The organism is Azorhizophilus paspali, assembly GCF_043587585.2.
Classification (GTDB): Bacteria; Pseudomonadota; Gammaproteobacteria; order Pseudomonadales; family Pseudomonadaceae; genus Azotobacter; species Azotobacter paspali.
In genome coordinates, this window is sequence record NZ_CP171449.1 from 3,411,983 (window position 1) to 3,431,791 (window position 19,809).

Here is a 19,809-nt window from a genome sequence, read left to right on the forward strand (position 1 = left end):
TGTCCCGAACGGTCGCAGGACGGCTGCCACCCTCCGCCGTTTCCAGGACCGCCCCTCCCGGGAGGGGCGCGCCCTTGCGTGCCGACGCGCTATCGGTCAGCGCGGCCCGTCATCCTTCCACGGCGCCTGCAAGTAACGGCTGCGGTTGAAGGTCTCCAGCCACTCCGGGCAGTACACCACTAGGCCGCTGATAACCGCTCCATTGATGAATGCCTCGGGGAACATCACTAGCCACAGATAGCCGAGGTAATCCTGCAGCCACGGCGGCATTTCGTACCGGCCGTCCAGCCACAGCACGGCGAATCCGGCCAGCAGGCAGGCCAGGGCGCTCAACCCGGCGGGAAAGAAGCCCGAACAGAAGATGTAGACGAACAGGTTGCGCGGCTGCGCACGCTCGACCAGCAGGGCGCAGCCTTCGGTGATCGCCACGGGAATGCCCACCAGCAGCAGGCCGTTGATGCCCAACGCCGCCAGATCTTGCCGCCCCAGCAACAGTAGCCCGAGCTGCGCAGCCAATCCGACGAGCATCGCCAGCGGCCAGTCGAGCAGCAGGGTCACCGCCGTCATGCCGATGAAGTGAAAGGAGAGTCCGGAAACGAAATCGCGCCGCACCAGCCAGAGCAGGAACAGCGCCAGGACGGTGCCGAACACCAGATGCTGGCGCCGGCTGTCGCTGAACAGCTCCAGCCAGGGTGCACGCCAGACGGCATAGAGCATCAATCCCAGATAAAGGCCCGCACCAATCAGCCGGGTATCGGGCGCCAGCAGATCGGCGGCGATCACCGTGCCGCCTGCTCCAGGGCCTCGACCAGGGTCCCGGCATCGGCGAATTCGCGCATGGCGCGCAACCGCCCGTGCTCCAGATCGAGCCACAGCACCTTGGCCGGATCGCCCGGATAACGGGAAGCGACTCGGGCATCGCGATCGAGCAACACGCGATAGGGATAGTCACGCATCGCCGGAACGGCGAACAGCCGGGCGACCAGCGAGGGCATGCGGCTGATGTCGGCGACGAACACGGCCCTGCGCGCCTCCAGGTAGCCCTGCGGCCTCGTCTTGAGCACCGCCTCGACCAGCCGGGCGCCATCCATGCTGCGCGCGATCAGCAGGACACGGGTTTCCTCGTTCAGACTGTAGGCCTGCTCATGCTGGTCCAGTAGGGTCCAGGGCGTGAGCCGTTCGCCCACTTCGAGCGCCAACACCCAGAGGGGCGCCAGGGCAAGCACGATGCCGGCGAAGATTCTCACTCGCTGCTCCTTCGCGTGGAATAGACCTGAATGTCGCTGCGCCTCTCCCAGCCCACCTGTGCCGACCAGAAAGTCTGTGCTAGGGGGGCATCCCGCAAGACGAAGACATGGGACTTGCCGATCCCCAATCGCGCAAGCCTGGCCAGCGCCTCGTCCAGCAGCGCCCGGGCGAAGCCGCGACCACGGCAAGTCTGGTCGACGGCCAGGTGTTGCAGGTAACCGCGGCGCCCGTCATGACCGACCAGCAATGAGGCAACGATTCGTCCATCGAGTTCGATCAGCAGGCTCAGTTCCGGATTGCGGGCAAGATAGGCACAAAAGGGTTCGTAGCCATCTTCGTCACGCAATTGCAGACCCGGCGTACGCTGCCAGAGCGCCAGCAGGGCCATGTGATCGGCAGGTGCGATGGGGCGGATGGGCATGGAAAACTCCGGAAAACGGACGATTCTATACGGGTCGCGACCGGACCGGCGGACAGCAAAGAGCCAGCATGAGGGTGAGTAGACAAACGTTTGAGAAGCCCTTGGAGAGGCCGCTCCAGAGATATATCCCGTGATTGGCCGCTACCGTTGAGCGGACTTTACCCATTTTAAAAAATTTAGCCAAAAGACATATTGCCAGCCGAGCGGCACAACGAGTTATGATTCATGTCAACAGTCCAGCGAACATTTCGGCCTGCCCAAATGTCGCATGGAAGGATTTCGCAGAATGTCGAGCCCTGCATGCCAAGCCGCCTGAGCCCCGATGATCAGCAACGTGTCGATGAGTACCTGAGCGCCCCGCAGCATCAGGTGGAGCGCCAGCCGTTCCGCCCATGGCGCCTCGCATTGATCGTGCTGGCCGTGGTTGTCTGCCTGGGCCTGCTGAGCCGAATTCTGGGTCGCCTGGCGCTATGAGCTGCCTTGCGCTCGCCCCCGCGACCCCTACCCCGGTTTTTTCTGGCCTTATGAGACTCTAACTATGACTCATCGTATCGTAATCGTCGGCGGTGGCGCTGGCGGCTTGGAACTCGCTACTCGCCTCGGCAAGACCATGGGCAGGAACTTCCAAGCGAAGATCACCCTGGTCGACGCCAACATGACCCACCTGTGGAAACCGCTGCTGCACGAGGTCGCCGCCGGCTCGCTGAACTCGACCGGCGACGAACTGAACTATGTGGCCCAGGCCAAATGGAACAACTTCGAGTTCCAATACGGCCGCATGTGCGGTCTGGACCGGGCCAACAAGCGTATCCGCCTGGCGGCCCAGCCGGCCCGGGAAGATCGCGCCCCGCTGCCCGAGCGCGAATTGGAATACGACACCCTGGTCATTTCCGTCGGCAGCACCACCAATGACTTCGGCACCCCGGGCGCCGCCGAGAACTGCATTTTCCTGGAAAGCCGCGACCAGGCCGAGCGCTTCCGCCGTCTGCTGCTCAGCCACTATTTGCGTGCCCATGCCAGCAATGACGACGGCCACCAGGTCAAGGTCGCCATCGTCGGCGCCGGTGCCACCGGCGTCGAACTGGCCGCAGAACTGCGCCATGCCTCCAAGGAACTGGTCGCCTATGGCCTGGAGCGCATTCCGCCGGAAAACCTCAGCATCACGCTGGTCGAATCCAGCCCGCGTGTACTCGCCGCCCTGCCCGAACGCATCAGCCGCTCCGCGCACGCCACCCTGGAAAGCCTGGGCGTTCGGGTGATCGTCGGCACCGCCGTCAGCGAAGTCACCGCGGAAGGCGTGAAGACGAGAGACGACCAGTTCATCCCCGCCGACCTCATGGTCTGGGCCGCCGGCGTCCGCGCGCCTGCCTTCCTCAAGGACCTGGATGGTCTGGAAACCAATCGCATCAATCAGTTGCTGGTGCGCCCGACCCTGCAGACCTCTCTGGACGACGATATCTTCGCCTTCGGCGATTGTGCCTCCTGCCCGCAGCCGGGTACCGACCGCCCCGTTCCGCCACGCGCCCAGGCCGCTCACCAGCAGGCCAGCCTGCTGGCCAAGTCGCTCTACCGCAAGCTGCAGGAAGACAAGCCGCTGCTGGAATACCGCTACAGCGATCGCGGCTCGCTGATCTCCCTCTCGAGCTTCTCGGCGATCGGCAACCTGATGGGCAACCTGACCGGTAACGTGACCCTGGAAGGTTGGCTGGCCCGCCAGTTCTACATTTCCCTGTACCGCATGCACCAGATGGCGCTCTACGGTACTTTCCGCACCCTGATGATGATGCTGGGCGACCGCTTCCGCAGCAGCACCGAGCCCCGCCTCAAGCTCCACTGAGTCCCCTCCCCAGCCCCGCGAGCGCCAGCCGCTCGCGGGCTCTTTCCCCCGCAATTTCGAAGACGGCGACTCGGAAGCGCTGTATCGGGAGGCAGGCATGCTCATGAACTCGTGCGGCCCTGCCATCGCGTTACACCGCGTACCCGCAGCATCCGCTAGATATGCCCGCTCAGCACCTCGTCACGCACTGTTTGCAACGAACGTCGCTCGGGGTCGGTTTGACGGGATACGTGGACACAACAGGCCGACGGAACGATCGCCAGTACCCGGCAGATCGACTCCATGGAGCACAGAGTATCCATCGATGGAAACCTTCATGGTTTTTTGAAGCACTGCAGAAGTGCCTGCCAGTCGCCCCCGCCTGGACGAAATACGCCTTGCTCAGGATCTCGTTGGCCTAGCGCAGCTCCCCGCTCTCTAGCTCCAACGCCTTGAGCTCATCTCGCTCGCGGGTGCTCAGCCCCCTCACGCTGTTCATTGTCACGCCCGCCTGACGAACCCACGGGCGAAGGGTTTTAACGGTACGTCCGGTCTTCGGCGCATCGACTCGATCGTCCTACTGCAAGTCGCGCTCATGTTGCTTTGACGCCAGGTGTACAGCGGCCACCCGGCGGACAAGGCGGAACCTGTTCACTTTTTCTCCACTCCATACCTCCATGACAACCCTCCCGCCTGCTAGACGGAGAGCTGGACAACGACAACCGTAAGCGGGATGCAGCCCGCTCGCGCTATGGGGGACCAGGTATGAGCTGGGCAGGACCCTTTCAGTACGCTCTCGGCAAATCGAATCGGACCACACCCACGGCAATGATCGACTACGCGGTAGACGCGCCGACACTGCTATGTCTGTCGCACCTGCGCTGGAGCTTCGTCTACCAGCGCCCGCAGCACCTGATGGCGCGCTTCGCCCGCGATTGGCGGGTGCTGTTCTTCGAGGAGCCCATGGCCGACGCCAGCGGCGAGCCCTGGCTGGAAAGCCGCTACGAGGAAGGCGTGCAGGTGCTGGTACCGCACCTGCCGGCGGACTGCCAAGGCCCGGCGGCGGCGGCCGTCCTGCGCTGCCTGCTCGACGAGCACCTGGCCGCGCAGCGCCCGCGGCGCCTGATCCTCTGGTACTACACACCGATGGCGCTGGCCTATAGCGAGCACCTGGCCGCCGAGGCGGTGATCTACGACTGCATGGACGAGCTGTCGGCCTTCCGCGGCGCGCCGCCCGAGCTGGTTGAGCGCGAAATCGCGCTGCTGGAGTGCACCGATCTGGTGTTCACCGGCGGCTACAGCCTCTGGGAGGCCAAGCGCCAGCGCCATCCCAACGTCCATCCCTTTCCCAGCAGCGTCGACGTCGCCCACTTCGCCGCCGCCCGCACGCCGCAGGCCGACCCGCCCGACCAGGCGACGCTGGTACACCCACGCTTGGGCTTCTACGGGGTGATCGACGAGCGCCTGGACCTCAAGCTATTGGATGCGCTAGCCGCGCGGCGGCCCGACTGGCAGTTGGTGATGCTCGGCCCGGTAGTGAAGATCGATCCGGCCAGCCTGCCGCGCCGCCCCAACCTGCATTTCCTCGGCGGCAAGGTCTACGACGAGCTGCCGCGCTACCTGGCTGGCTGGGACGTGGCGCTGATGCCCTTCGCGCTGAACGAGTCGACGCGCTTCATCAGCCCGACCAAGACCCCGGAATACCTGGCTGGCGGCCGCCCGGTGGTGTCCACGCCGATCGCCGACGTGGTGCGCAGCTACGGCGACAGCGGCCTGGTGCGCATCGCCGCCGGTGCGGACCCCTTCGTCGCCGCCTGCGAGGCCGCCCTGCGCGACAGCGCCGACCGCGAACGCCTGCTCGAGCGCGCCGATGCGCTGCTCGCCGATATGTCCTGGGACACCACCTGGGCACAGATGAGGGAGAAGATCGCATGCAAGATGAACCGAACGGCAGCCTGCGCGGCAAGCGCCAGGGTTTCGACTACCTGATCGTCGGCGCCGGCTTCGCCGGCAGCGTGCTGGCCGAGCGCCTGGCCGCCGGCCTCGGCAAGCGCGTGCTGCTGATCGACCGGCGTCCGCACATCGGCGGCAACGCCTACGACCACTACGACGACGACGGCATCCTGGTGCACCGCTACGGGCCGCACATCTTCCACACCAATTCGCAGCGCATCGTCGACTACCTGTCGCGCTTCACCAAATGGCGCCCCTACGAGCACCGGGTGCTTGCCGAGGTGGACGGCCGACAGGTGCCGATCCCGATCAACCGCATCACCCTGAACCTGCTCTACGGCCTGGCGCTGGACGAGGCCGGGGCCGCGGACTTCCTCGCCGCCCGCGCCGAGCCGGTGGCCGAGATCCGCAGCAGCGAGGATGTGGTGGTCAACCAAGTTGGCCGCGAGCTGTACGAGAAGTTCTTCCGCGGCTACACCCGCAAGCAGTGGGGTCTGGACCCGTCGCAACTGGACCGCTCGGTCACTGCACGGGTGCCGACGCGCACCAGCGACGACGACCGCTATTTCACCGACAGCTTCCAGCAGATGCCGCTGCACGGCTACACACGGATGTTCGAGCGGATGCTCGACCATCGCAACATCAAGATTCTGCTCAACACCGACTACCGCGAGATCTGCAAGGCGGTGCGCTACCGGCACCTGGTCTACTGCGGGCCGATCGACGAGTACTTCGACCACTGCTACGGCCGCTTGCCCTACCGCTCGCTGCAGTTCCACCACGAGACCCTTGACCGGGAACAGCTGCAGCCGGTGGCGGTGGTCAACTACCCCGCCGAGGACGTACCCTGGACGCGGATCACCGAGTACAAGCACCTGACCGGCCAACGCCATCACAAGACCAGCATCACCTACGAGTACCCCTCGGCCGAGGGCGAGCCCTACTACCCGATCCCGCGCCAGGAGAACACCGAGCTGTATAGGCGCTACCAGGCGCTAGCCGACGCCACGCAGGGGGTGACCTTCCTCGGCCGGCTGGGCACCTACAAGTACTACAATATGGACCAGGTGGTCGGCCAGGCCTTGGCGCTGTACAAGCGCATCAAGGAGGACGAGCGCTGTGCGGCGCCGGACGAAAGCCCGGAGCACGCCGCGAGCCCGGCCCGGCAGGCGTCTTAGGATGCCACCCTGCACGGTGCCGGGCGTGCCGCGCCCTTGGGGTATCAGAGCAGTATTCCCAGGCAGGAATGAATGATGCACCGACCGACCATCTTTGCCGGTTTCTTCCAGGGCGGCTTCGAGTGCTCCACGCACCGTCGCCACGACGACCTGCGCCTCGACCTGATCGCCGCCACCGGCCATGATCTTCACGCGGCCACCGACTACGCCCTCATGGCTGCCCACGCGCTGTTCACCGTACGCGACGGCCTGCGTTGGCACCTGATCGAGCGCTCGCCGGACCAGTACGACTGGTCGAGCTTCCTGCCCATGTTGCGCGCCGCCCAGGACCAGCGCCTGCAGGTGATCTGGGACATCTGCCACTACGGCTGGCCGGACGACCTCGACATCTGGCGGCCGGCCTTCGTCGAGCGCTTCGCCCGCTTCGCCGCCGCCCTGGCCCGGCTGCTGCGCGACGAGGGCATCGCCGAGCCCTTCTATTCGCCGGTCAACGAGATCTCCTACTGGGCCTGGGCCGGCGGCGACCAGGCGCTGTTCAACCCACTGGCCCGCGGCCGCGGCCAGGAGCTCAAACACCAATTGGTGCGCGCCAACATCGCGGCGATCGAGGCGATCCGTGCCGTCGAGCCGCGCGCGCGCTTCGTGCAGATCGACCCGGTGATCCACGTGCTGCCGTCCCGGCCCGCCGATACCCAAGCGGCCGAGGCGCATCGCGAAGCCCAGTACGAGGCCTGGGACCTGCTCACCGGGCGGGCCTGGCCGGGGCTCGGCGGCCGTCCCGAATACCTGGATATCGTCGGCGTCAATTACTACTCGGACAACCAGTGGTTCTACGGCGGCGCCACCGTCCCCCTCGGCCACCCGGCCTACCGGCCCTTCCAGGGCATCCTCGCCGAGGTCTACCAGCGCTACCGGCGACCGCTCCTGATCGCCGAGACCGGCGCCGAAGGCGAGGCCCGCGCGCCCTGGCTGCGCTACGTCGCTGAGCAGACCTTCGCCGCTCTGCAGCGCGGCGTGCCAATCGAGGGCATCTGCCTCTACCCGATCCAGGACTATCCCGGCTGGTTCGACGAACGGCACTGCTCGACCGGGCTGATCGGGGTGCCCGACAACCAAGGTCGGCGCATACTGCACAGCCCGCTGCAGACCGAGCTGCGCACGCAGCAGGCCATGCTGACCCGACTTCTGGAAGACTCGAGCGCATCGCATTTCCTGTCATGAGCCCAAAAAGCAAGTCTGTTCCCCGCCGACGGCTGCAACTGCCGAGCCATCCACTACCCTTTCTCTGGCGCTATGTGCACCGGCGCCCCTGGCATTTCGGCCTGATGTTCACGCTGATCGTCGGCGCCGCCGGCAGTGCGGTGGCGGTGCAGTACGGTATGAAGCTGCTGGTCGATGCCATGACCACGGCCGACCGCCTGGCCGCCGACGTGTGGACGCCATTGGCGCTGTTCCTCGGTCTGATCGTCGCCGAGAACGCCTTCTGGCGTCTCGGTGGTTGGCTCGGCTGCCAGACCGTGGTGGCCAGTTGCGTGGATATCCGCGTCGAGCTGTTCCGCTATCTGACCGGCCACCCGATGCGCTACTTCAACGAGCACTTCGCCGGCGCCCTGGGCAACCGTATCACCGCCAGCGGCTCGGCGGCCGGCACCATCTATGGCAGCTTCGCCTGGAAGATCATGCCACCCCTGGTCGATTTCGCCGGTGCCGTGGTAGTGCTGCTCACCATCGACTGGCGCATGGCCCTGGCGTTGATCGGCGCCGTGCTGCTGGTCGCCCTGCTGATCACCAACTACGGCATCCGCGGTCGCACCAGGCACCAGCGTTACGCCGCCCAGGCCGCGCATGTCGGCGGCGAACTGGTCGATGCAGTATCCAACGTCTGGACCATCAAGGCTTTCTCCGCCCGCGACCGCGAAAGCGAGCGGCTGGCGCAGAAGATCGGCAGCGAGGCCCACGCCCACCGCAAGAGCTGGATGTACATGGAGAAGGCGCGTCTGTTGCACGACGTCTGCCTGTCGCTGATGGCCGGCGGCATGCTGGTCTGGGCCATCCAGCTATGGCGCGCCGGCAGCGTCAGCGCCGGCGACGTGGTGCTAGTCAGCGCACTGACCTTCCGCATCCTGCACGGTTCGCGCGACCTGGCCCTCGCGCTGGTGGATACAACCCAGCAGCTCGGCGCCATTGCCGACACCCTGCGCATCATCGTCCAGCCCCATGCCCTGCACGACCCCGACCAGCCGCTAACCGTCGCCGACGGCACCATCGACCTGATCGACGTGGGCTACCGCTATCCGGACGACCGCCAGGTATTCAAGGACTTCAACCTGCACATTCCGGCCGGGCAGAAGATCGGCCTGGTAGGCCCCAGTGGAGCCGGCAAGTCGACTCTGGTGTACCTGATCCAGCGCCTGGACGATGTCCAAGAGGGCAGTATCCGCATCGACGACCATGATATCCGCCAAGTCAGCGTGGACAGCCTGCGCCAGATGATCGCCGTGGTACCCCAGGAAACCGCGCTGTTCAACCGCAGCATCCGCGAGAACATCCGCTACGGCCGCCCCGAGGCTAGCGACGAGGAGGTCGAGGAGGCGGCGCGCATGGCCTATTGCGACGCCTTCATCCGCGAGCTGCCACAGGGCTACGACACCCAGGTCGGCGAACGCGGGGTGATGCTCTCCGGCGGTCAACGCCAGCGCTTGGGAATCGCCCGCGCCTTCCTCAAGGACGCGCCGATCCTGATTCTGGACGAGGCCACCTCGGCCCTCGACACTCATTCCGAGGCGGAGATCCAGGTTGCCCTGGCCGATCTGGTGCGCGACCGCACGGTATTGGCGGTGGCACACCGATTGTCCACCGTAGCCAATTTCGACCGCATCCTGGTGATGCAGAAAGGCAAGGTGGTGGAGGACGGCAGCCCGGCCGAACTGCTTGCCCGCAACGGCCTCTACGCTTCGCTGTGGCGGATGCAGGCCGAGGGCTTCCTGCGCGATCCCAAGCTGCCGACGGTCGGCTGAGCGATGCAGCGACCGCTGAACTCCCGCGCCTCCGTTTCGACTCGCCTGGGCTCTGTGCGCAAGAGGCATCGCCCCCTGCTGCCCGAAGCGAAAACCTTCGACAAGGGGGCAACGATCTCGATGGGCCCGCCTTACCCAGCGGCGCAGCGTTTCGGCCGAGCAACCGATCTTCGCCGCGATGGAGTGGATCGCCGCCCACTGCGACTCGTGCTCGTCCTGATGCTCGAGCACCATGCGAACCGCCCGTTGCCGGACTTCAGGGGAATACTGCGTTGCTGTCTTCATGGCTCCATCCTGTCAAAGGTTGGAGCCTCCGGGAAACCCGGGGCGGTTCACAATCCTGCCTGCGGTACTTTAAACGACGCGAACCAAGGCATGACATACATAAAGGCATGACATACATAGCGGCAGTAACAACCGGTATTTTTCGGTAACTCACTGAGGAAATTGACGCCTATCGCCTGCGATCGGATATGAGAACAAAGTCGCAGTTTTCGGTCAGTACAGCGCTATATCGGTAGCACAGCACAAAACCCTAACCAGAGAATACCAGCATTTTGACAGCATTGACATTATGAACGATTGCCTTCATAAGCTGTGCGACCAATAAGGACTACATTTGAGATATGCAAGGATGCGATACTCCACAACGCACCCAAAAAACAAAAAACGCCTGTTATTTCACCAAATAACAGCCTCCCACAATCAAGGCCAACTCCCCACACTATGTGCCCGGCATTAAAACTGTCAGCATAGTGCTCTATTTTACCAAACTCACTCGGAGGGAAACATGCAACCAAACAAACATCTCAGTTTTATGAGCTTTGCTGCAATACTACTTTCCACACAAGCCATGGCAGATAGCGACCTGATTTTTTATGAGGGAAACGGGTGCTCACAAGATATTGTTTTTGCTTATAATAGCCACGCTTTCGCCAATGACAACTGCAAAAGTAAAGGAGCATGTAAAGGAAACAATGACGAGGCACGCTCCCTGAGAATCCTTAAGTCCGTAAAAAACGGAGCAAGAATATATGTCTATGACGACCCCAAAGCCAATGAAACAGACGACTGGACTAAAATTACCATAACGGACAGCTCCTTTATTCCCCCAGAAGGATATTGTCTTCGCACATTTGAAAATAACTTTCTCAATCCCGGTGAAAACTTCGGAATCCGAGTCGAATACATTCAAAAAAATGGTTTAGATGGAAAAATATCAAGAGTACGTGTATTTCCAAACCCTACAGATGCAATCAATTAACTTAACTATTTTCCATGCTGCCGCGAACAAGTTTGCGGCAGCTTTCAACGTGCAGAGCCTCAATTACGACCGTCTTATCTTCAGGGAAATCCTGAAAAAGACTTCCCGATTCTGCTGAAATACGTCCGTCCCTGAGTGATCCCCACAAAATCACCCCAGTTCCTGCGCTTGCCGATGGACCTCCCGCCGCAGGGCCAACTCCAGACGGCATAACGTCTCCTGGGAAATGTCTCCCGCGTAACCGCGTGCGTACTCCAATTCCAGCTGCCACAGTGACATCACGTGCTTGCACTTGAGACTGTTGCTCTGAAAGCGCCGCTCGTGCCCCGCCTCTCGCGCCTGCAGACCCAGCAGGCACAGCGCGTAGTTGGCCAGCACGGCGATCAGCAGCAGAACCTCGATGCGGCGCGGACAGCGGCTTCGATGCAGCTCCAGTCCCAGCCCCTGCCGATGGCTCTTCAAGTCGCGCAAGCCTTCCTCGACCTGCATGCGCCGCTTGTAGATCGCCACGACCTGCACGGCATTCCACTGCGCCTCGGGCAGGTTGCTGGCCAGCAGCTAGGGCTCACTTTCGCGCTGCGTGTTTTGCCGGCTGCGCTTGTCCCTGGCCACGCGACCGGTGACGTGCCAGTGCTTGCGCCCCCGCGGCGCATGCTTCACCGCGTAGAGTGGGGTGGACCAGGGCGCCGAGCGCGTCATCTCGAGGCAACCAAGCCGTTTAGAGCGTGTTATGAACTTGGTGCCGGTGAAGCTATCGTAGTTGGATGAAGCCCGCACGCCCTTACCCGACAGACGTTTCTGATGAAGAATGGGCCTTCGCTGCGCCCTACCTGACCCTGATGGATCCGCGAGCGCCGCAGCGCAGGTACGATCTGCGCCTGATGTTCAACGCGTTGCGCTGGATGGCCCGGGCTGGTGCTCCCTGGCGACTGATTCCCAACGACTTTCCGCCGTGGGAGGCGGTTTACCAACAGACTCAACGGTGGCTGCAGGCCGGCTGCTTCGAAGCCATGGCCAACGATCTGCGCTCGGTGTTGCGTGTCGCTCAAGGCAAGCAGGGCCAACCCAGCGCCGTGATCCTGGACGGCCGCACCTTGCAGTCCACTTGCGAGAGCGGGCCACGAGCCGGTTATGACGGCTATAAACGTAGGAAGGGCAGCAAGGTGCACATGGCGGTGGACACGCTCGGCCACCTGCTGGCGGTCCACGTCACACCAGCCAATGAGCAGGAGCGTGCCCAGGTGCGATCGCTGGCACAGCAAGTCCAGCAGGCCACGGGCCAGACGGTGAAGCTCGCCTTCGTGGACCAGGGCTACACCGGTCATGATCCGGCGCAAGCGGCCCAGGAAGAGGGCATCCAACTGCACGTGGTGAAACTGTCTGAAGCCAAGAAAGGCTTCGTGCTTCTGCCGCGCCGCTGGGTCGTGGAGCGCAGCTTCGGCTGGGTCAATCGGTTCCGGCGCCTGGCTCGCGACTACGAGCGCCTACCGGAAACATTGGCTGGCTTGCACTTCGTCGTCTTCACCATCCTCATGCTCGGCAATGCCGTATCTCTTCTTCAAAGTTCATAACACGCTCTAAGGGCATGTCAAAGCACATGGTGCAACGAATGCCACGCTCTGACTCCCGCTCCATCCCCTTGGCCCTGGTGAACCAGTTGTCGACGTCATAGTCCGCATCGACGAAAGGAACTCCATGCTTTTTGGCAAAGCGGATGTTCTCCTCCTTACGCGGCAGGTACTCCTGTTCCGGGTAGATGTTCGGATTATAAAAGGTGGTGTAATCGATGTTCGATGCCGCGATGGCCTCCATGACTTCCCCAGAGCAAGGGGCGCAGCAGGAATGCAGCAGTAGTCGGCCAGCCCCCTTCGGAAGGATCAATTTCGGGCGCATGATGCTGTTCATGAGGCATTGACCCTCGGTAAGAAAGTAAAACGGGACGCTTGGCGCCCCGTTTGATTGCCACGTTCTGAATCAGGCCTGTGCGGCAAGGTCGTTACGCAGCTCGTGAGCCGCGGCGACCATATTCATCAGGGCTGCTTTGGTTTCAGGCCAGGCACGGGTCTTCAGACCGCAATCCGGGTTGACCCACAGACGCTCGACAGGGATGCGCAGGGCCGCTTTGCGCAGTAGCGTGACGATCTCTTCCTTGCTCGGTACACGTGGCGAGTGGATGTCATAGACACCCGGACCGATCTCGTTCGGGTAGGCAAACTTCTCGAAGGCATCCAGCAGTTCCATGTCCGAACGCGAGGTCTCGATGGTGATCACATCGGCATCCATGGCCGCGATGGATTCGATCACGTCGTTGAACTCGCTGTAGCACATGTGCGTATGGATCTGGGTTTCGTCTTTCACGCCACTAGCGGTCAGGCGGAACGCTTCGGTCGCCCAGTCCAGGTAATGTTGCCATTCGGCCTTGCGCAACGGCAGCCCCTCGCGGAAGGCGGCTTCGTCGATCTGGACGATCTTGATGCCGGCGGCCTCAAGGTCCACCACTTCGTCACGGATCGCCAGCGCCAGTTGCTTGGCTTGCACCTCGCGTTTCACATCCTCACGCGGGAAGGACCACATCAGCATGGTGACCGGGCCGGTCAGCATGCCTTTCATTACCTTGTCGGTGAGACTCTGCGCATACTCGATCCAGTCGACAGTCATGGCCTTCGGCCGACTCAGGTCGCCGTAGATGACCGCTGGTTTGACACAACGCGAGCCGTAGCTCTGCACCCAACCGAATCGGGTAAAGGCGTAGCCGTCGAGCTGCTCGGCAAAATACTCGACCATGTCGTTGCGTTCGGCCTCGCCGTGCACCAGCACATCCAGCCCCAGGTGTTCCTGAACCTGCACAGCATGGTGGATTTCGCTGTGCATGGCCTCGATGTACTCGGCTTTGCTGATCTTGCCCTGCTTGAAAGACTGACGGGTCAGGCGGATGGCTGGTGTCTGCGGGAAGGAGCCAATGGTGGTGGTCGGGAAGGCCGGCAAGTTCAGGCCCGCGCGTTGCTTGACAATACGCTCGGCGAAGACTGATTGCCGTTGGCTGTCGGCCGGAAGGACAGCGGCCAGGCGCGCCTGCACTTCGGGCTTATGGATGCGCGGTGATGCTGCACGGCTGGTCTGGACAGCTCGGCTTTCAGCCAATGCGGCGACAACCTCTGCAGCCTCGGGCTGGGAGACGGCACGTGCCAACAATGCGACCTCTTGGCATTTCTGGACGGCGAAGGCGAGCCAGCTTTTGAGTTCCGCATCCAGCTTATCTTCACGGGCCAGATCCACGGGGCTATGCAGCAGCGAACAGGAGGGAGCGATCCAGAGGCGTTCACCGAGCCGCTCGTGGGCATGGCGAGCCACTTCTAGCGCTTTCTCCAAATTGCAGCGCCAGACATTGCGACCGTTGACCAAGCCCAGCGAGAGGACCTTGTAAGCCGGCATGCGATCAAGAATGGTCGGATATTGATCCGGGGCGCGTACCAGATCGATGTGCAAGCCATCCACCGGTAGACCTGCAGCCAGGCCAAGATTGTCTTCCAGGTCACCGAAGTAGGTGGCAACCAGCTTCTTCAGCGGATCTTTCTGCAGCAGGTTGTAGGCGCGTTCAAAGGCGTTCTTCCAGTCCTGCGGCAAGTCCAGCACCAGGATCGGTTCGTCGATCTGGACCCATTCCACGCCTTGGGCAGCCAGGCGCTGGAAGATCTGCCCATACAGAGGCAGCAGTCGCTCCAGCAGGTCGAGCTTGTCGAACTCTGCGCCTTTGGTCTTGCCCAGCCAGAGGTAGGTCAACGGACCGATCACCACCGGTTTGACCGCATAACCGAGCGCCTTGGCTTCATCCACCTCTTCGAAGAGCTGTTCCCAACTGAGTTCGAACTGCTGTTCGGCGGTGAACTCCGGTACCAGATAGTGGTAGTTGGTATCGAACCACTTGGTCATTTCCTGGGCATGAGCACCACCGCGGCAGCTATCGCTCACGCCACGGGCCATGGCGAACAGGGTTTGCAGAGTCGGCTTGGCATTGCCATGGCCACGAAAGCGCTCGGGAATGACACCGAAAGTCAGCGAATGGGTGAGGACCTGGTCATACCAGGCGAAGTCACCGACTGGCAGCAACTCAATGCCCGCGTCCTTCTGTACCTGCCAGTGGGCAGTACGCAGTTGCTGCCCTACTACACGCAGACCGACTTCGTCCAGCTCGCCTTTCCAGAAGGCCTCCTGGGCTTTCTTCAGTTCGCGATCCCGGCCAATGCGCGGAAAGCCCAGGTTGTGTGCCAAAACCATGTGTAATCCTCCATCCGAAAATTTGGAAGGATTGTCAGCAGCGACTTGCTGTGAGACAAACTCAATTTCTTTGTGATGAAATCAAGTTTTTCTCATGATCGAGGACGAGCACGAGTCGCAGTGGGCGGCGATCAATTCCATCACGGCGAAGATCGCTTGCACGGCCGAAACGCTGCGCCGCTGGGTAAGGCAGGCCGAACGCGATAGCGGACGGCGCGAGGGGCAGACGACGCCCGAGCGTGAACGGATCAAGGCGCTCGAGCGGGAAGTGCGTGAGCTGCGCCAAGCCAACGAGAACCTGCACAAGGCCTCGGCGTATTTTGCCCAGGCGGAGCTCGACCGCCGCTTCAAGCGATGAAGGCCTTCATCGACGATCACCGCCAGGTCCACGGGGTCGAGCCTGGCCGGCCGCACCGATCCGCAAGGTACTGCCGATTGCCTCGTCGACCTACTACGAGCCTATGGCCCGGAAAATCGCTCCCGCACGGCAGTCAGCCCGAGCACGCCGGGATGAACTGCTCTGCGAGCATGTTCAGCGTATCCGGGACGAGAATTTCCAGGTCTATGGGGCACGTAAGGTCTGGCGGCAGTTGCAGCGCGAAGGCATTGCCGTGGCCCGCTGCACGGTGGAGCGCCTGATGCGAAAGCTTGGGCTGCAAGGCGTGGTGCGTGGCAAACCGGTCAAGACCACGGCCAGCGACAAGACTATGCCTTGTCCTCTGGATCGGGTGAACCGCCAGTTCCGCGCCGAGCGCCCGAATGCGCTGTGGGTATCGGACTTCACGTATGTTTCCACCTGGCAGGGCTTCGTCTACGTGGCCTTCATCATCGACGTATTCGCCCGGTGCATCGTTGGCTGGAAGGTGTCCAGCTCGGCTCGGACGGACTTCGTGCTCGATGCCCTGGAGCAAGCTCTGTACGCCCGCCGCCCCGTCAGCCAGGGTGGCCTGATCCATCATAGCGACCGCGGGGTGCAGTACGTATCGATCCGCTATACCGAGCGCCTGGCCGGGACTGGCATCGAGCCGTCCGTAGGTAGCGTGGGCGACTCATATGACAATGCCTTGGCCGAGACCATCAACGGACTCTACAAAGCCGAGGTAATCCATCGCCAGTCTTGGAAGAACCGGGGAGCGGTGGAGATGGCCACGCTGGCCTGGGTGGACGGGTTCAATCACCGGCGGCGGCTGGAGCCGATCGGCAACGTACCTCCGGCTGGGGCCGAAGCCGCTTATTATCGACAACTTGACGAGTCCGCCATGGTGGCGTGACTCACACCAGCGAGCCTCCGGAATTCCCGGGGCGATTCACCGTATAACCTGGGACAGGTGATGGTTCGGGAAGTATCAGACTGGGTCTAGCACCCTCGGCAACCGGGTCAATTCGATTTCTTGCTTCAGCTCAGAGCTACCCTTCATCGCTTCGAGTTCGGCCAACTGCGCCGCTAGTTTTTGCTCTAACTGACGAAACTCTGTTGGCGCCGATGCTGAATTGACCCAGATGCCGAGAGGTCCCTGACCTACTCTGAATCCTCGCGAACCATTGCCTGTGCTGGGTTTATGCCGATCTGGAGGTGGGTTAGTCTGGCGTGAGCACACGGGGCAATTCGGCATCGTCCTCAACATAGCATGGGGGCATTTGTGATCGCGGCGGAGTTGGGCTCCTACGCCAGCGCAGCAGAGCGACTGGGTCTATCGCCACAGATGGTGGCCAAGCATGTTTTCGCACTTAGCGGCAGGTCAATGCGTCGCCACTTTCGCCGCCATCGTTTGCTGGATCACATCGACAAATGCCCTCACCAACGGGCTGCGCTCATGCTTACGGGTGAGCACCAATAGCGGCGCGGTGGCCTCGGGCTCGGCCAGCGGCCGGTAGGTCACCCCTCGCTTGGCCAAGGTCCGCGTACACTCGGGCACCACCGCAACACCCCGCCCCGCGGCCACCAGCGCGATGATCGAGGTGATCTGCTTGCCGGTAGGGGCCGGCCGGCACGTGAGGGCGTGGCGGCGGTAGAGGGTCTCGACGATTTCGTTCAGCCCCGAGCCGTAGTCCGCCGGGAAGGCGATCAGCGGGTACGCACTCAGCTCCGTCAATGTCACCTGCGCCTGCCGGGCGAGGGGGCTATCACTGGCGACGGCGGCTATCAGTGGCTCGTTGCCAAGGCACAGGGCCTGGACATCGGCGTCGTCGCCCGGTGGCTGCATGCGGCTCATGCCGATATCCAGGCGGCCTTCGATGATATGCGCCCATTGGGTGCTAGAGGCGCCTTCCTCAACGCTCAACCGCACGTCCGGGAATGCGCTGCAGAAAGCCTGGATGGTCTGGCTGAAAATGTCCGACAGGGCGATGGAACTGGCATAGCCCACCGCCAGGTGCCCCATGGAACCTGCCGCCAGTTTGCTGGTGATGGCCTGTGTCAGGTCCACCTGCTCCAGCACCGCACGCGCGTAGGGCAGGAAGTGCCGGCCCTCGGCAGTGAGGATGACGTTGCGGGAACTGCGGTCGAACAAGCGAAAGCCCAGTTCGGCCTCCAGTGCCGAGATCTGCCGCGTCAACGGCGGTTGCGCGATGTGCAGGCGCGACGCGGCACGGCCAAAGTGCAATTCATCGCTCACCATCAGAAAGTAACGCAGCCGGCGCAGGTCGATCATGCTCATCCTTGGGTATCAATCGGTCTGAAATAGGTATTGGATCCTGTCGTCGGCCTAACTTATAAAATAGTTTAAAAATATAACGAATGTTTTTATGAAGCCTTTCATGCGTTGCCCGCGCATAGCCCTGTTCCTGTGCGGCTGCGCGGCGTTTCTCGACCTGTACGCGCCCCAGAGGCTGCTCGGCGAGCTAGCGCTAGGCTTCCATGTCTCACTGCGGCAAGCCAGTTGGAGCATCACCGTCAGCACGCTGGCCGTGGCCGTCTGCGCCCCCCTGGTGGGCCACTTGACCGTCGGCATGGCCCAGCACCGGGTCATCGCCGTGGCTGCGCTCGGCCTGGCGGTGCCTGCGTTGCTGTCCGCCAGGGCGGACAGCTTCGGCGAATTCCTGCTGTGGCGCGGTGTGCAGGGCATGCTCATTCCCGTGGTGTTCGCGACCAGTGTTGCCTACATCGGCGTGCGCTGGAGCGGCGGCGCAGTGACCGAGCTCACCAGTGTCTATGTGGCTGGCACGGTGCTGGGGGGCTTTTGCGGGCGCCTCCTCACCGGCCTGGTGACCGAGTTCGCCAGCTGGCGGCTGGCGCTGGGCGCCCTGGCAGGGCTATGCCGGCCTGTACTTGAGCCATGCGCCGTTCGCCCTCGGCACCGGTGCGCTGGGGTCGATCTACGCCGTGTTCCTGCTGGCATTGGTGGTCATTCTGGTTGCCGGGCGCCTGAGCAAGGCGCCCCCCAGGCGCAGCTAGTGGGCGTGGCGGCGGGCCTCGGGGTGACGGGCTCGTGCCTGACGCTGGCGCCGTCGTTGTGGATGATGGTCCTGGGGCTGGCCTTGAGTTCCACTGGGGTGTTCCTCACCCAGGCCGCTGCCAACGCGTTCACCACCAGCCAGGGCCGCCACGACAAGGCTGTGCCGTTGGGCTGTACCTCGCGGGCTACTACCTGGGCGGTAGCTGTGACGCCCTGGCACCTGGGGTGTTGTGGGAGCACTGGGGGTGGCCAGGCTGAGTGGCCTTGATCATCGGGTTCCAGTCGCTGTCGCTGTTGATTGCCTGGCGCGGCTGGCGCCCAGCCCCTTTATCGCATCGCGCCTCGACGGCCAGCACCGCGAGCGCTTGCCTGATTACGCTTGATTCATCATCCAACAAGGAAAACGTGAGATGACCGTGAGCAATCCGCTGGCCCAGCAAAGCCAGTTGTTGAAGGTAGTAGAACCGGTGCTGCAATTGATGCAGGCGGGGGTGTTGAAGCAAGCGTTGATGGATGCCTTCCGGAGCCAGGAGGCAGCGCTGGTGGAGATCGAGGAGGCGTTCCAGGCGCTCACAGCACGCGCTCATGGTGCCGCGCCGTTGCGCCGGTTCTTCGCCAGCTGGTCGAAGACCAACAACTCGGCCGCCAGTGTCTCGGGCCTGGCCAACCGCATTACCCTGCTAGCCCGCTCCGAACAGGGCAGCGAAGCGGCTTGCCGTCTCTACCAGGTCTGCACCAGCTTGAACCGCATCACCGACGAAGATTTGGGCGCGCTGGGCAACACGTTGCACGCAGATCTGTTCTACAACATGGCGACGCCGCTGTGTGGTGATGACCAGTGGCTGCTCAAGGAAAACTGCCTGCCTTGCGCACAGGCCTTCAAGGACTGGACCGACGTCCAGCGCCTGCGCGACCGTGACCTGTTGCAGGGGCTGTTGACCACCCTGGTGCATGAGGTCTACACCCATGGTGAAGTGGAACTGATCCACCCGATGTTCAAACAGTGGTTCGAACGCGACATGGGCGTGCCCCCTGCCAGGGTTAGGGCTACCCTGGCATGGGTGACCGTGCACACCGGCGGCACCGAAAGCAATCACTTCGCCCATGCCATGGCGGCCGTGGAAGAGTTCGCCGATGCCATGGGCATTGCCGTGGTCAAGAACTCCGCCCAGGAGCTGTTCGTGCAGTACTTGCAGCGCAAGGCCGCAGTGATGCGCGATTGCGCCCAATGCTTGGTTTGAG

The 19,809-nt window shown here is 62.8% G+C and carries 16 protein-coding genes, 5 pseudogenes and 1 other annotated feature; of the genes and pseudogenes, 12 read left to right on the plus strand and 9 right to left on the minus strand.

All coding sequences use genetic code 11. From position 1 onward, the window contains the following. Positions 1 to 96 precede the first annotated feature (96 nt). From ACGI6K_RS16510 to ACGI6K_RS16520, 3 genes are read right to left on the minus strand one after another with little or no spacing between them, the layout of a single operon-like run. Positions 97 to 783, minus strand: coding sequence for an energy-coupling factor ABC transporter permease (locus ACGI6K_RS16510; protein WP_376943530.1), 687 nt, complete (start codon positions 781 to 783; stop codon positions 97 to 99). Continuing rightward, on the minus strand, positions 780 to 1,247 hold the full coding sequence (locus ACGI6K_RS16515; RefSeq protein WP_376943528.1) for an FAD/FMN-containing dehydrogenase: 468 nt from the start codon (positions 1,245 to 1,247) through the stop codon (positions 780 to 782). Before ACGI6K_RS16515 ends, ACGI6K_RS16510 begins: the two co-directional genes overlap by 4 nt. After that, positions 1,244 to 1,669 (minus strand): GNAT family N-acetyltransferase, encoded by a 426-nt coding sequence (locus tag ACGI6K_RS16520; RefSeq protein ID WP_376943526.1) that lies wholly within the window; start codon positions 1,667 to 1,669, stop codon positions 1,244 to 1,246. Before ACGI6K_RS16520 ends, ACGI6K_RS16515 begins: the two co-directional genes overlap by 4 nt. Positions 1,670 to 1,969: 300 nt before the next feature. Here ACGI6K_RS16520 and ACGI6K_RS16525 point away from each other — a divergent pair, with 300 nt between their 5' ends. Further along, positions 1,970 to 2,143 (plus strand): DUF3094 domain-containing protein, encoded by a 174-nt coding sequence (locus ACGI6K_RS16525; protein WP_012699847.1) that lies wholly within the window; start codon positions 1,970 to 1,972, stop codon positions 2,141 to 2,143. A 64-nt stretch (positions 2,144 to 2,207) separates the two neighbouring features. Then, complete coding sequence (locus ACGI6K_RS16530; RefSeq protein WP_376943524.1) at positions 2,208 to 3,506, plus strand: NAD(P)/FAD-dependent oxidoreductase; 1,299 nt, start codon at positions 2,208 to 2,210, stop codon at positions 3,504 to 3,506. Between the two features lie 155 nt (positions 3,507 to 3,661). Here the strand turns inward: ACGI6K_RS16530 and ACGI6K_RS16535 are convergent, their stop codons facing one another. Then, positions 3,662 to 3,808: a hypothetical protein gene (locus ACGI6K_RS16535; protein WP_376943522.1), complete on the minus strand. Its 147-nt coding sequence runs from the start codon at positions 3,806 to 3,808 to the stop codon at positions 3,662 to 3,664. Positions 3,809 to 4,250: 442 nt separating this feature from the next. Here ACGI6K_RS16535 and ACGI6K_RS16540 point away from each other — a divergent pair, with 442 nt between their 5' ends. The 4 genes from ACGI6K_RS16540 to ACGI6K_RS16555 all read left to right on the plus strand — a co-directional run bounded on the left by ACGI6K_RS16540 (position 4,251) and on the right by ACGI6K_RS16555 (position 9,633). Next, the gene (locus ACGI6K_RS16540; RefSeq protein ID WP_376943520.1) at positions 4,251 to 5,474 is read left to right on the plus strand and encodes a glycosyltransferase family 1 protein; all 1,224 of its coding nucleotides are present in this window, start codon (positions 4,251 to 4,253) and stop codon (positions 5,472 to 5,474) included. Next, positions 5,417 to 6,616 carry a UDP-galactopyranose mutase gene (gene glf, locus ACGI6K_RS16545; RefSeq protein WP_376943518.1) on the plus strand — a complete coding sequence of 400 codons (1,200 nt, stop codon included), beginning with the start codon at positions 5,417 to 5,419 and terminating at the stop codon, positions 6,614 to 6,616. Before ACGI6K_RS16540 ends, glf begins: the two co-directional genes overlap by 58 nt. A gap of 75 nt (positions 6,617 to 6,691) precedes the next feature. After that, entirely contained in the window at positions 6,692 to 7,837 is a 1,146-nt protein-coding gene (locus ACGI6K_RS16550) for a beta-glucosidase (protein WP_376943516.1), read from the plus strand. Then, complete coding sequence (locus ACGI6K_RS16555) at positions 7,834 to 9,633, plus strand: ABC transporter ATP-binding protein (RefSeq protein ID WP_376943514.1); 1,800 nt, start codon at positions 7,834 to 7,836, stop codon at positions 9,631 to 9,633. Before ACGI6K_RS16550 ends, ACGI6K_RS16555 begins: the two co-directional genes overlap by 4 nt. Before the next feature lie 114 nt (positions 9,634 to 9,747). Here ACGI6K_RS16555 and ACGI6K_RS16560 read toward each other — a convergent pair. Then, positions 9,748 to 9,918: pseudogene (locus tag ACGI6K_RS16560) on the minus strand (transposase); the annotation flags it as partial. 505 nt (positions 9,919 to 10,423) lie between these two features. On the opposite strand from ACGI6K_RS16560, the gene ACGI6K_RS16565 reads away from it, so the two are divergent. Beyond that, the gene (locus ACGI6K_RS16565; protein ID WP_376943512.1) at positions 10,424 to 10,897 is read left to right on the plus strand and encodes a hypothetical protein; all 474 of its coding nucleotides are present in this window, start codon (positions 10,424 to 10,426) and stop codon (positions 10,895 to 10,897) included. A gap of 150 nt (positions 10,898 to 11,047) precedes the next feature. On the opposite strand, the pseudogene ACGI6K_RS16570 reads toward ACGI6K_RS16565, so the two are convergent. Further along, positions 11,048 to 11,617 (minus strand): annotated as a pseudogene (locus ACGI6K_RS16570) (transposase); the annotation flags it as partial. A 44-nt stretch (positions 11,618 to 11,661) separates the two neighbouring features. Here ACGI6K_RS16570 and ACGI6K_RS16575 point away from each other — a divergent pair. Next, positions 11,662 to 12,468, plus strand: coding sequence for an IS5 family transposase (locus tag ACGI6K_RS16575; RefSeq protein WP_377968779.1), 807 nt, complete (start codon positions 11,662 to 11,664; stop codon positions 12,466 to 12,468). Here ACGI6K_RS16575 and ACGI6K_RS16580 read toward each other — a convergent pair. Next, a complete protein-coding gene (locus ACGI6K_RS16580) occupies positions 12,428 to 12,802 on the minus strand; it encodes an epoxyqueuosine reductase QueH (RefSeq protein ID WP_376945411.1) in 375 nt (124 codons plus the stop codon). The genes ACGI6K_RS16575 and ACGI6K_RS16580 overlap by 41 nt on opposite strands. A 69-nt stretch (positions 12,803 to 12,871) precedes the next feature. Continuing rightward, positions 12,872 to 15,172: a 5-methyltetrahydropteroyltriglutamate--homocysteine S-methyltransferase gene (metE, locus tag ACGI6K_RS16585; RefSeq protein ID WP_376945409.1), complete on the minus strand. Its 2,301-nt coding sequence runs from the start codon at positions 15,170 to 15,172 to the stop codon at positions 12,872 to 12,874. A gap of 94 nt (positions 15,173 to 15,266) precedes the next feature. Between metE and ACGI6K_RS16590 the strand changes: the two are divergent. Together ACGI6K_RS16590 and ACGI6K_RS16595 are read left to right on the plus strand one after the other, a co-directional pair. Next, a pseudogene (locus ACGI6K_RS16590) lies at positions 15,267 to 16,443 on the plus strand (IS3 family transposase). Continuing rightward, positions 15,485 to 15,615: a sequence feature (AL1L pseudoknot), on the plus strand. (Overlaps the previous pseudogene by 131 nt.) Positions 16,444 to 16,800: 357 nt before the next feature. Continuing rightward, positions 16,801 to 16,971 (plus strand): annotated as a pseudogene (locus ACGI6K_RS16595) (helix-turn-helix domain-containing protein); the annotation flags it as partial. Here ACGI6K_RS16595 and ACGI6K_RS16600 read toward each other — a convergent pair. Beyond that, positions 16,912 to 17,823, minus strand: coding sequence for a LysR family transcriptional regulator (locus ACGI6K_RS16600; RefSeq protein WP_376945407.1), 912 nt, complete (start codon positions 17,821 to 17,823; stop codon positions 16,912 to 16,914). The pseudogene ACGI6K_RS16595 and the gene ACGI6K_RS16600 sit on opposite strands and share 60 nt — an antisense overlap. A 94-nt stretch (positions 17,824 to 17,917) precedes the next feature. On the opposite strand from ACGI6K_RS16600, the pseudogene ACGI6K_RS16605 reads away from it, so the two are divergent. Continuing rightward, a pseudogene (locus ACGI6K_RS16605) lies at positions 17,918 to 18,981 on the plus strand (MFS transporter). 2 nt (positions 18,982 to 18,983) lie between these two features. Beyond that, positions 18,984 to 19,808, plus strand: coding sequence for a hypothetical protein (locus ACGI6K_RS16610; protein ID WP_376945416.1), 825 nt, complete (start codon positions 18,984 to 18,986; stop codon positions 19,806 to 19,808). The last annotated feature ends 1 nt before the right edge of the window (position 19,809 follow it).